The sequence below is a fragment of the Xenorhabdus miraniensis genome (assembly GCF_002632615.1).
On the sequence record NZ_NITZ01000016.1, the window covers coordinates 34,212 to 47,016 of the forward strand.

Below are 12,805 nucleotides of genomic sequence, written 5' to 3' on the forward strand. Positions count from 1 at the left end.
ATGAATGTTCAAGAAAGAGTGAAGTGGAATCGCCTGAGAACATCATTGTCATTGTCTGAGCTTGCTGACTATTTTAGTCGAAGCACATACTCGGATGATAAAGGCTATGGTTATTCTGCATTCGAAGTTGATGGGCATAGCATTAGTGCTATCTATACCGAAAAAAACACTGTAGAGAGCACGGCAGTAGACCCACTAGGTAATGAATTCACCCAGGTAGTTACTGAATATATTTCTATGAGATTTTCTTTGATTTCACTATCTACTAGATTGTACCTTTTATGCATTTATAACCCTCCAAAATCTATCAAAAACTTCACAGATAAAATTAGTTCTGATTTGAATTACAGAATTGGATTAAGTTCAATAGATATTGATTTAAATAAATTCCATCAAACATTGAAAGGAAAGACGGAAATTTCTTTGCTTAAACTTAGGAAGGTGAAAGTTAGTAGTCTGGTCGTTAATGATAACGCGAAAGCTTCAATAGAAGTATCATCTCGTAAAAATGCGATTGATGACCTTTATGAATTGACTAGAGAAAGGAAATTCAAAATCGACAAAATGAAAATAAACTGCCTTATTGATGGTAATCAGTCAGAATTTGAAATTTCAAAGGTTGGAAGCCTTGTTGGGCGTTCTGATCAGGTGCCGTTCTATACAGGTTTAGTCATACAACAGTTATTAGATAACGAAGGTTGAATTGGCGGCTTAGGCCGCCCTATTGTTTGTGGTAAGGATTTACAGAATATACCAAAGCTGATAAATAAATCAGCCTATGCCAAACACCGTGGCGTGAGCCGCCAGACGGTAAATGACAGGCTCGCTAAAGATGAAGTTGACCTGCTCCTGCTCCCCGTTTATTGTCATCTATCTAGAATTGGTTGCCGCAGGTATGTATGTCAAATATATGATATGTCCGCTTCATGCCCTGAGACATTCGACAAACTTTTTATGCTTTAAGCAAAGGCGAATTTCGATCTTTGAGTGCCAGTAAGTATTTGGCTTCGTTGTAACAGGTCCTGGTTTTCCAACAGCGGTAAATTATCCTGATCCATTTAAATGCCAGTGCCCGGATCGCGGATTGATGAGATTTTCCTTTTTCACGTTGTCCCTGATAATACAGTTTGGCCCAGTATGATGATTTAACTGTCTTGGCAGCCCATTCAACAAACGTTTGCCTGACGAACTTGGCACATCGCCATCGCCAGTGTACCCACGATTTCTGACTACTTCGTTCAGTTACCGGTGCGATGCCTGCGTAGTTTTGAATTTCTTCTGCATTGTTAAAGTGGTTACGGTTATCGCCCAATGCCGCAAGCATTCGTGGGCCCATGCAGGGCCCATACCGGGGAGTGATTTAAATAGGTCTGCATCTGGCATGGTATCGAACAACGCTTCGATTCGTTCGTTGTAGGTTCGGATAATATCACCCACCAGTTTGATTTGTGATGCCAGTGCTGTTGCCATTAGTGCATTCGCCTCGATGACACTTGTATCTGTGGTGAGGGGAATAGGCATGGGCAATGCTCGTTACGCGCTGCTCTGTGTGCGCAACAGCGGGACCACTTTTGGCGTTCAGAAAACGACGAACGGTGTCGCTTCTGGCCCGTTGTAGTTGTTGCAGGCTGGGCCAATGGATAATCAGTTCACAGAATAGTGCGCTGTCCCGATGTGAGAACCACTCCAGGGGTTGTGGGTAATACTGCTTCAGCATGTCGATTAGCCGATTCACAAAGCGACGTTTGTCTTCGACCAGCTGGCGACGCTGCTTAACTAACTGTTGGAGCAATCGGATATCCGCATTGTCGGGTTCAATGGCTTTTATCTTTTGGGGATAGCGTAGCATTAGCTCTAACACTAACTCAGCATCCTGCGGGTCATCCTTAGCGCCACTGGGCCAAAAGGTCTGCCGATAGCGGGCCAGAGACAAAGCGTGTACTGGAAAAACGGTGATAAATGGGTATTTCTGAAGAGCATACACCACTGGACCTTTTTTCAGTTCAAGGGCTATCGCTATCTTGCCTTTCACCTGTTTGTGTAACTCTTTGAGCCAGGTATCAAGTGCTTCTGGTGTATGTTCAATCACATGGAATACGTGTTCACCGTTTTTAAATTGAACACAGGCATCATGCTTTTTATCTGCCCAATCCAGACCAATATGAGCAGCAAACTGATTTATCGTCGTCATCACTATCTCCTTTTCATCGGGGGATTGGTATGCACTCCACGCTCTTCGAAAGAAATATAGTCAGCAGTTTGTTGCATGCCCTGAGTATTCGTTAGCGAGCGTAGAGTGCTTATTGGTTACGAATATTGAGCGAGAATCACCTGATGACCGCCGCTTTTCTTTCGAGCCAGTAAGCGCTCCATGCTCATATGATTCATGGCGATATACTACCTTCTGTCGCTCATTAAAAGCCGATTGAAGTTATTCAATCAACAGTTCAATGCTCAATTTTTCGCAAACCCTAATAAGTGCTTCTGAACGAAGTTCTACCACAACAGCAAAATGGTCAGTGGCTAAGTGGTGTCGTTCTATCTCAGCGGCTTTCATTACCTAAATCCACTGCCGTTTTATTGACACCACTTTTATCCATCGTCATCATGTCAGGTTGACCATGCTGGCGCATCGCTTTTTTGAGGAAACGTAAGGCCGTCGCTTTGTCTCGGTGAGCAGTCAACAGAAAATTAACTGTATTGCCGTCTGAATCGACAGTCCGATAGAGATATCTCTATTGCCCTTTGATTGTTATGTTGTTTTATCCATTCGGCACCGATTTCTGACCACGGGCTTGTTCCGGCGGTAATGTGTTTTAATTGATTAGTTAAACATAATCGAAACAGGCAATTACACAAATTTATGGAAAGGGTTAAATATGTTAGTGTGGTATGAAGGGGTTTGCGGGGCAACGGATCCATAAGAACAGTTAATAGGTCAAATAAAGTAGCCAATATCATTAAAAACAGAGTGTTATAATCTTGATTATGATTTCGCCGCAAGCTTGGCCAAAATGAGTATAGGTAATTTGGCTATCGTAGATGAGCCGACTAAAAATGACAATTCACGATGTAAGTTGGCTACTTGATTTTTAGCTATTTAAATTGAACGCTTAAAGGTGTTTACTGTTCCATTGCTCCCGAAATCCCTATGAACTGTATATTTCGTCTCCCGCTATTAAATGAAAAGGATTCAGTTATGGATATTCGAACTACTCTCCGGGCTGCGAGTCTTTCTCTCGCTCTTGTAAGTACGGTTACTGTTGCCAATGAAGCCCTGGTGTTTCAGACAGATTTCGGCCTAAAAGATGGGGCAGTATCGGCTATGAAAGGGATATCTTTCAAGGTGAATCCTAGCCAGCCTATTTATGATCTAACACATGAAATTCCACCTTATAATATTTGGGAAGCTTCATATCGCCTTTACCAGACACTACCATACTGGCCCAAAGGGACTGTCTTTGTAAGCGTGGTGGATCCGGGAGTGGGCACTGACAGGCGCTCAGTGGTTCTCAAGACACAGAGTGGTCATTACATAGTCTCACCGGATAACGGAACACTGACCTTGGTAGCTGAACACTTTGGTATTGAATCTGTACGTCAGATTGACGAGAAGTTCAACCGTGTACCTGGCTCTGAAAAATCATATACTTTTCATGGACGTGATGTATACGCATATACTGGGGCACGACTTGCCTCAGGTATTATTAGCTATGAACAGGTAGGTCCGCTGTTACCAAATAAAGTAGTAAAGATCCCTTATCAGACTAGTGTAGCTGAAAGGGATGGAACTCTTAAGGGGACTATTCCAGTTCTAGATGTACGGTTTGGTAACGTCTGGAGTAATATCAATGACAGCCAGGTCAGTAAGGTGGGTATCCACAAAGGGGATAAGGTCTGCATTAAAATAAGTGAAGGGGATAAGATTCGGTATGAAGGCAAAGCCCCATATGTCAGCAGTTTTGGTGAAGTTCCTGAAGGTCAACCTTTGGTGTATCTCAACAGCCTGCTACAGGTATCGGTAGCACTCAATATGGATAACTTCGCTGCCAGACACCAAGTGCAGTCTGGTGATAACTGGCGCATCAGCCTAAAAAAGTGCTCAGATTAAAGGGAACTGGCAACTACACAAAATGCTAAATAAGGTCTGGGTTTTCCACTATATTTACATGCACCTTTGATTACTTAACCCATTACTGGTCTGGCGCAGCAGGTATTCCCGTGGCGAACGGTTAGTGCACTGTGCAGATGCTGCCCGCTCAAAGAATCTCGGGCAGTTTTGAGCGAATAGCCGACTTAACTTAACGCATTGCTATGGTGCAAACTTACGTTGTGTTTCGGTTATGTACCATAAAGCCAATTAGTTGAGTCTTTCTTATTAACTCTTTTAATTAGTCATTAGATTTTCTAGGTGACCCCATCCAGTTTAACTTTTTTAACAGGAGTAGTGTCTAACACATTTTGGGGCAGAAACATCCCGGCGATTATCATACCCCTATATGTACTTGGACAAAAATGAGTTAAAGGCGTTGTTTTAACTCAAATAGTTTGGATTAAAAAAGATGGAAAGTTTGAATTAATAAAAACAAGACTCTCTCTGTCAGCATGATTTTTGTCTTGCAAGTAGGATGCGTTCATATAGTCAACTATATTAACAATTACCGATTCTCCACCAGTGAACATCAATAAATGGATTTCGAGATACAAGAGTAAGGCTTGAATAATATTTGATAGGATGGGTGACATAAAATGACAGGTAGGAAATTAATAAAATTTGTATGGCCATTGATAAAAATGAATGTATAGAAAATTATACAACTACAATTAATTAAAAAAATAACTTAGTTAGGGTAACTTGATTAGGTTCATTAGGATTTTAATAATATGTTTTACATGGGGGTAATAATTCATAATTACCATCTATTAATAACATTGTATTTTCTGTAAAAACTAAAAATAAATATGTGGGAATGTCACCATTTTATTTGGAATAATATATATGCCAAAATTAACAAATATTACTTTAGCTCTATCTAAATTACACACTATAGATCACTCATTCAATGTGTATCCTAATGGCAGTGTTTACATAGGAAAAATAGATACCGATCCGGCTATACCAGATAGCCAGATTCAGGTTTACTTGGAAAATGAGGACGGTAGCACAATTCCAGTAACACAGCCGATACTTATTAATCAGGATGGCTTCCCTGTATATAACGATCAGGTTTCTAAATTTGTCACCGTAGAAGGCTATAGCATGGCTGTTTATGACTCATATGGAGTTCAGCAACACTACTACCCTAATGTACTTAAGTGTGAGGCTGATCAGTTTAGTGAAAAATTGAAAAATAACGGTGGAGGTAAATTAGTTGGACCATCGTTCGGTGGCTTAGTTTGCAGTGATTACAGTTTAGGAATTTTTAAACGAGCAGGTAATCTTAGGAAAGGTTCGGTAGTAAAATCCAAATTTGACGCACTGTTACTGGATGGTAAGTATTATGCTTATCGTCTGGATGTGGAACACATTGTTACTGAGCAGGAAAATATTCAGACTAATTGGGTATGCGTTGGTCTGCTAAACGGGTATCCGGTGAATGATATTCGTAATTTTGGGGCAAAAACAGATTTAGTTGAGAAAGGGGTTAACGCTACAGATTGCAGTGAAGCATGGGAATTATGCTATCTTTTTTGCAAGTACTACGGTTACGCAATGGTATTGCCAGATGCTCCTATCTATGTAACTAAGTCGTGTAAAGTTGGTAATTTAAATATCACATCAGAATCAGGAAAGGCAGGATTTGCCGATCCATATTACGGACGCAGAGAGGATAAAACAAACTTCATTGATGGAAGTAAATCAGCTAATTGGACATATTTTTATAATTATGACGAAGGCTTAAATAGAACATGGTTTGATATGTCTTCAATTGCTACAGGATGTTTAGTTTGTTCAGATAAAGACATTTCTATCCTTGTAAAGAAATACGATGAAGAGTTTAAGCTCAGTGGTATCGGTGTTCTTGGAAATCATCGGGCAAAGAATCAAATAGGCATTGATTCAGGTATTCCTGAAGGATACGAAGGAGTTAGATCTGAGCTTAGTAACATTTCTGTAGTTGGATGCGGAAGTCATGGCATATTATTTAGGGCTGGTTTTGAAATATCGTCACCTAGCGGTCTCAATCTTTATGCAAATAATGGGTATGGTTTATACGTTGACGCTCATGATGAAATAGATTCTCCATCAGAATATCTAACATTCAATAGGGTAAAAGCTGACAATAATAGGCTAGGAGGATTGGGCTTCAAACATGTTAGGGTAATGGTGGTGTTTGATGATGTGATAGGGAACAATTCAGGTCAGTACGATTGCCCATTTGTGAAAGATCCAGAATTAGGGTACTGGAGAAATATAACACCATCTATTTATGATAATAGAGCAGCGCTCATCAAAATAGAGAATGGTGCGTTGAACCAAGTTGGTGATTACGGCTCTATACACAACCTCATTTTTAGAAACATAAAAGGTGAACAGGTTGTTAACTTAATATCCGTTAATAATAAAGTAGATAATATTGGAACAATAACAAAGTTAACTTTAGATAACATTCACGCCGTAGAATCAAGTAAACTTAATAGTAATTTAAAAGGTTGTGTGTCTTTAATAGATTGTTTGTATCTTGATGATGTACAAGTAAATAATATATATACAACAAACAATATAGTTAAGTTAGAGATTGATAATGTAAGGTATATTAAAAATGAGACGGGTTCTACAAATATAAATATTGAAACAGTAAAACAGAAAGCTCTCTTTAAAAAGCCAGGTACAGTCATCGCCAGTGGTTCAACAATAAATAAGCAATTAGTTAATTTTACAGTTCAAGGTATCAATAACACACTTGAAAATAGTATAAGACCTATAAATACTTACAGAATCACAGTAATTAGCTTTGATCAAATAGCTTATGTTGATATTTTTCTATGTATAATCAACGGTTCATATAAATCTAGAGTGGTTAGTGATAATGTGGGAGATTTAATCACCGCCACAGCAACAGATAGTAACGGTAACATATCTGCAACTATAGAATCACAGTGCTCTTATTATCTAACCTGGTTATAAGTTCATAGTTAGTATTGGATAAAAGCGAGCTTAAAAATCAGTCAACGATTTTGATATTGCCACGGAGTGGAAGGTATAGGGCCACAGTTATTTGTAGTTATCCATGACCCTATACAGGTAAAAACATTTCCCTGAAACTTTGACATGGGTTCCGTCAAGATACTACGAACACAGATCCGTCGAATGGTGCCGGTACCAGCGTAAACGTTTCTCTATTTTTACTGCGTAGAGTTGAACCCAGTGGTAAATCGTGGTGTGGTCAACACTTACGCCGCGTTTGGCGAGCATTTCTTGCAATTAGCGATAGCTTATTCCGTAATTACAATACCAGAGAGCAGCCGACAAAATAATCTCACCCTAAAAATGACGACCATGGAAAGGATTCATACGCTGCTCCTTCGGGAAAAATGAGAGTCTTAGCTACTACTATCGGCTACTTGCAACTGTGTTGCCCCGACCCCCGTCCTTCTAAATCACAATATTTGCGGTTAGATTACGGGGCACGCCGTTCTGATCCGCTACGATACCTGTTAATACATTGGTAATCTCCACCGCGTTGGCCATATTCTGTACCAGATATTCATAGCCCGACAGGTCACCAAAATTATCGTAATAAGGCCTTATATCCAGTTGTGCTATGCCCGAATGAACGTTAATAATATTCGGATATTTTTTCTGTCCCGGCGTAACCACCAAGTTGATGTAAGAGCAGGCCGTGAATTTGGGCTGCGCTCCTTCTCCCACACTATCTTTGCCCACAATACCCCACCAGTCTTCGTCTACGTTGTCCGGCTGGAGTTTGGCCGCCTTGGGAGCATAACTGCCCTGAAATTTACAGCCGTAAAAATTTACTTTGCCCGAACTGTTACCGTATACCATGTAAGTACTCCAGCGTGCCCATGCTTTCGGATCAAAATCCGCTGGAGCATTCGGCGTTCCAGGATCATTAACTCCCTCACAAATAAATTCCAGTCCGGTACACTCCAATACTCCCCCATTTTGTGGGGAGGCTGCCATGTTGGAAAAAACCTGAATATTTTCAGTATAGCCCACCTGCACATAAATCTTCGGCCGAACAATCGCATCTCGCGTCCACCAAACGTAGGAGCGCCGCTCTGGGGTTATTTGAGGAACCTTATTGCCATCAATGTAGGGATCACCATACGCTAGAATCTTCCGCGTTGCTCCGTTCGACACGGCAAAACTGGGCCAGAGATATTCACCGCCACAGCGCAAATAAATACTGTTACTCTGATCTTCCCGCACCTTGTAAATGGCGGTGGCTAGTGTTTTTAACGGCTTCTCCTGCGAGCCCGGGTTCTTATCATCGCCGCCTACGGAATCGACGTACAGTTTGGACACATTTGCCGACGATTGCTGGCCGTAATACACCCCGTTTGAGCGCAGGGAAAGCAGATTGCCATCATCTGGTGACAGGGCAACACTAAGTGGGCTGGCTACCGTACCATTGCCGCTTAGTGTGCCATTGGTACTGACTGCAATTTTATTGTTCAGGCTGTTGATCAACGTATTCATCACATTGGCATTCGCTACCAGCGCATTCATGATTTTCTGCAGGTCGAGATCCAGACATGAACCATTCTGGCCGTTACCGGTGATAAAGCCACTATCACCCACGCAGATGCTGATTTTATTGGCGAGTGCTTGCTGGATATCGGACATCGGCAGTGTCATCGCATCACACTGGTTATCAATCTTGATGTGTAGCCCACTGCTGTCCATCGTGATACTGTCAATGATTTTCCAGCACACCCGGCTAAAATCCATATTGAGCGGTACATCATCACCGTTCCCGGTAAAAGGGCTGTCGCGGTCGATCTTCACCTTACGCAGTGCGTTGGCGTCGATTGTCACCGTCGTGCCGTCTCCGCGAACCAAATCAATGTCTCCGGCACTGTTGATGCTGCCGCTCATCAACTGGGCGTCCGTCAGGAGGGTTTTCAGGGCCACATTGACCTGACTGCCATCACCGAGCGTCATTACCAGTGTATTGTCTTTGGTGATCTCCGCATTGGTCAGAATCTTTTTCGCTATCGTGTCCGTCACTGCCGCGGTCAGATCTACCGTATGCACAGTGCCGTCTTTCATCGTCAATGATACGCTGAGGGAGCTGCTAGTCAGACTCTGTGGTGCAATAGAGGCCAGATTAATATCATGTGTCACGCCCGCCTGATCCACCAGCCGGATATGCGTACCATCAAAGGATAGAGAGTCAATGCCCGGTATGGCTATCAGTCCTGATTGAACGGCTTCTTCAACTAACGTACTTAAGTCTTCACAACGCACGATGCGCGTTGCCGGCACCAACACATTGCCCTGACAGTTGAGCAGACCTGCCTGCAGTTCATTACAGATAATCTTCTGGTTAATCACCGACTGGATATAATCGCTGATCCACCCCGGGTTCATGCCCGGAGCACAGCAGTTAAACGTACCTGAGTTCATACCCGGTGGACAATAGTTATACATAGTATCTCCTACGTTTTTTCATAATCGTAAACAATGTCAATTTGATGTATTTCTCTATTAGGCAGAAAAAAATATAAAAACACTATTTTATTCCAATTAAAAAATTGGAATTTAATTTCTATATTTTAATTAAAATGTTTTTTCTGTTATTTAATTTATCTCTGATAATACATCAGCCAGATTCACTGAGTTCATACCGTACAAAAAATAAGGTCATGCTCAAGCTATAAATATCTTATTTTCAATAAGATGGTTGGATTTTATAGCCATTATATTATCTCCTGAAAGAGCTATAATTATTTTATACTGAAAATCATACTGGATTGATAATATTTCAAGTTATTTTATTTACGTTGTAAAAATAACAAAAATAGATAATTAAGACTTTTAGCACACTACTTCGGGGTGAAGTTAATGCTAATTTTTAAGAAAATTGTTGATTGAAATTTGCAGGGGAAGGTTATCTTTAAATTAAAACTATATCAATATACATACAATAATAAATGATTATATTTTAAAAGTGATTGAATAAGCGTTATGTTTAATCTTCAATCACCATTTAAGTGAGTAAAATAAAAATGATATAATGATTATATAACTTTTCATAATTATTAGGGATTTTCTATTATTTTTTATTTTCCTGCTGAGGCGACGTTTAAGAAAATTCTAATTTTTTAATAAGTATCCACATATATTGGTAACAATAATTACATGTCATCGTTTCATGTAATGACTGTCATAACTATTCTGTGTAGGTCATAATTTATGTATTGTAAAAATAGATTATCGATATAATTCAGCCATCGACACCAACACACAATGGGGCATAAGTGAGTCAGAACAAACAACCATAACGGGTCACCCCGTGAAGTGAAAATTGACAGTGATCGACTGCCTCCCGACTAACCCAAAAGCCCATCGTATTCCTGACATTATTTTTGTCCCGGGAAATGAATTACCCATTGACCTTGTGATTTCCGTTTATTAGCGTAGTCAGGCTGATTGATGATCCGGTCGCTTGTGAGGATCACCTTCGGGCAGCGACAACAACACTCCTGTAGACTGCAAGGGAGCACACAACTGTGTGGTACATCTGCGCACCTTTGGAAGCAGATATCGTCAGTCTGATGACGATGAAGGTCTCTTAATCTCATCCATCATGGCCAACAGGCCAGTCACCCAACGGGGAACACGTTTCCCATTGGGTCAGGTGTTTTCCGTTGTTTTATCAGGAGAATACCATGCAACAAAATACCACCCCGGCCACGGCACCCGCGGCTAAATTATCCCCTTTTGCTGACATTTTTCCGCACACCGGTTCGCTGGAACTGATGCTGCTGGAACACACGTTCATTAAAGCCGCTGCTGTGCTTTGTGACGATTATCGGTGTGATCAGTGGCAGTACCGGAAAGTGTCAGACACTATCGCCTATATCGTGCCGGTACGATCGGATCCCTCTGTGGTCAATGTGGATACGACTGACTTTAAAGGCGAGGTCTCCACCGATGCCTTCGGGCTGATGGTGACCCTGAGTGTATTGGGGGATCTGACGGCCCTGATGAAGCTGGACGGGTACGCAGAACGGTTTTGCGCCCTGCGTGAATATGCGCGGCAACACCCTCAGGCTCAGTGTATCCGGTCGGCTTTGGGCTTAAAGGGAGAGCGTGATGCCAAATAAAGAACTGATGATGCTGGACAGTCTGGCGATGTCTGCCGCATTTCCCGATAAGACCCCACTGGAACGGTTGTTTCTGAGCTTCCTGCTGGCCAATACCGCCTCGCAACTCTGTGGCGATTACCGGTCGGAGCAATGGATCAGCCGGCAGGTGTCTGAATCACTGACTTATATGATACCGACGGCCGCAGAAACCTATTCGGTTTACCTGCCGGATACGCAGTTAACGGTCACGCTTTCGGCTGATGCCTTCGGGCTGGCCGTGACATCCCTCGTGCTGGCCCGTATTGCGGTGCTGAATGAGCCGAATGCAGATGCCCGTCGGTTCTGTGAATTGCGGGAATATGCACAGCATCATCCGGAAAACGGTCTGATAGGGTCGGTCATGACCATGAAGGTCAAAGAGGAAGTTATCCGTTCCTCACTTATCCATAACAACAATCATCATCACTGACGTTATCAGCTCATGAGGCTGTTAACCCTTTTCTTAAGCGCCTGACCGGGGAGCCGAAAACACCCGCCCGATACCGGGAAGGTGTTTTCTTTATTTGACATCAAATCAAGGAAATACCGATGAACCCAATTTTTTTACCCGTGCCGGATAACACTGAACCGGCATTACGGGAAAACCTGTTTACCATGCAGGTGACCGGCCTGATGCAACATCCACAAATGCCACAGTCACTGCGGGAGGAAACCCTGACGGTGTACGAAGCGGCTTCGGTAACAGAAGCGGTGCAGCGGCTGAAGGTTATCCATCTGCTGGGCGACTGGCCGCTGCCGGAAATGTCACCTGAGCAGGTCACGGGCATTTTTTTTCCTCTGACCGTCATGATTTATGACGCACAGGACAGAAAAGTGCTCGGTGGCCGGTTTTATGACGAGATTGTCTGGGCACAGCCGGTGACACTGGCATCGGAGCGCCTGTCGCTGGAAAAGCAACAGCAACAGTTGTGTCAGTCAGCCGTGCTTGAGCAGAGCTGGCAGAATACGCAGGCCGCCCGTGCATTGTGGCATGCGGCGCATTTACTGTCGCTGCATGTCGTTTCGCCCTGTTATCAACAGTGCCGGGAAGTGCAGGATATTCTCCGGCACGGACGACAGTCAGCGTTTAACGTGTGAGGTATTACGATGGCCCCTTTACGTTTAACCGTCTGGCAGGTCATTGCCGGTACGCTGCTGAAACGGCATTTTGGCCTGAGCCTGAATGATACCGCACTGTGTGAAGCCGACACGGTGGCTGAACTGACAGCCCAGGATGTCCTGCCATTTGAAGCCATCAACGAGTTGGTGGATAAATACGATTTAACCCGGCTGGATGCGCAGGCTGTCCCGCGCAGTACACCGTATCTGGGTCTTCATGATGAGCTGCAAGTGATTTTCGACAGCGGCATTGCTGAGACGCTTTTCAGGCAGGACAGGCCGTAACCCTTTTTTCAATCACCCATCGGGGGAGCTGTGCCCTGATGGCGTGGTTCCTCCGGTTTATTTTTATCAATCCAATGAGGAA

General features: G+C 42.8%; 8 protein-coding genes and 3 pseudogenes. 7 read left to right on the forward strand and 4 right to left on the reverse strand.

The genetic code is table 11. The annotated features are described in order from the left end of the window. Window positions 1-702 (forward strand): hypothetical protein, encoded by a 702-nt coding sequence (locus tag Xmir_RS14905; protein WP_099115004.1) that lies wholly within the window; start codon window positions 1-3, stop codon window positions 700-702. Between the two features lie 250 nt (window positions 703-952). Here the strand turns inward: Xmir_RS14905 and Xmir_RS14910 are convergent. After that, window positions 953-2,191, reverse strand: a pseudogene (locus Xmir_RS14910) (IS110 family RNA-guided transposase). Window positions 2,192-2,546: 355 nt separating this feature from the next. Continuing rightward, window positions 2,547-2,809 (reverse strand): annotated as a pseudogene (locus Xmir_RS29330) (DDE-type integrase/transposase/recombinase); the annotation flags it as partial. A gap of 396 nt (window positions 2,810-3,205) precedes the next feature. Here Xmir_RS29330 and Xmir_RS14920 point away from each other — a divergent pair. Continuing rightward, window positions 3,206-4,111, forward strand: a complete 906-nt coding sequence (locus Xmir_RS14920) for an SAM hydrolase/SAM-dependent halogenase family protein (RefSeq protein ID WP_422646020.1) — start codon at window positions 3,206-3,208, stop codon at window positions 4,109-4,111. Window positions 4,112-4,999: 888 nt separating this feature from the next. Then, complete coding sequence (locus Xmir_RS14925) at window positions 5,000-7,129, forward strand: phage tailspike protein (RefSeq protein WP_099115007.1); 2,130 nt, start codon at window positions 5,000-5,002, stop codon at window positions 7,127-7,129. Window positions 7,130-7,228: 99 nt separating this feature from the next. On the opposite strand, the pseudogene Xmir_RS29335 reads toward Xmir_RS14925, so the two are convergent. Then, a pseudogene (locus Xmir_RS29335) lies at window positions 7,229-7,480 on the reverse strand (IS6 family transposase); the annotation flags it as partial. Window positions 7,481-7,597: 117 nt separating this feature from the next. Continuing rightward, window positions 7,598-9,436: a hypothetical protein gene (locus Xmir_RS14935; RefSeq protein ID WP_167385996.1), complete on the reverse strand. Its 1,839-nt coding sequence runs from the start codon at window positions 9,434-9,436 to the stop codon at window positions 7,598-7,600. A 1,424-nt stretch (window positions 9,437-10,860) separates the two neighbouring features. Between Xmir_RS14935 and Xmir_RS14940 the strand changes: the two genes are divergently transcribed. From Xmir_RS14940 to Xmir_RS14955, 4 genes are all read left to right on the forward strand, one after another. Further along, window positions 10,861-11,298 carry an antirestriction protein gene (locus Xmir_RS14940; protein ID WP_099115009.1) on the forward strand — a complete coding sequence of 146 codons (438 nt, stop codon included), beginning with the start codon at window positions 10,861-10,863 and terminating at the stop codon, window positions 11,296-11,298. Then, on the forward strand, window positions 11,288-11,749 hold the full coding sequence (locus tag Xmir_RS14945; protein WP_099115010.1) for an antirestriction protein: 462 nt from the start codon (window positions 11,288-11,290) through the stop codon (window positions 11,747-11,749). The genes Xmir_RS14940 and Xmir_RS14945 overlap by 11 nt, the downstream gene beginning before the upstream one ends. Window positions 11,750-11,868: 119 nt before the next feature. After that, the gene (locus Xmir_RS14950) at window positions 11,869-12,417 is read left to right on the forward strand and encodes a hypothetical protein (RefSeq protein WP_099115011.1); all 549 of its coding nucleotides are present in this window, start codon (window positions 11,869-11,871) and stop codon (window positions 12,415-12,417) included. A 9-nt stretch (window positions 12,418-12,426) separates the two neighbouring features. Continuing rightward, window positions 12,427-12,723 carry a TA system toxin CbtA family protein gene (locus tag Xmir_RS14955; protein ID WP_099115012.1) on the forward strand — a complete coding sequence of 99 codons (297 nt, stop codon included), beginning with the start codon at window positions 12,427-12,429 and terminating at the stop codon, window positions 12,721-12,723. Window positions 12,724-12,805: the final 82 nt, after the last annotated feature.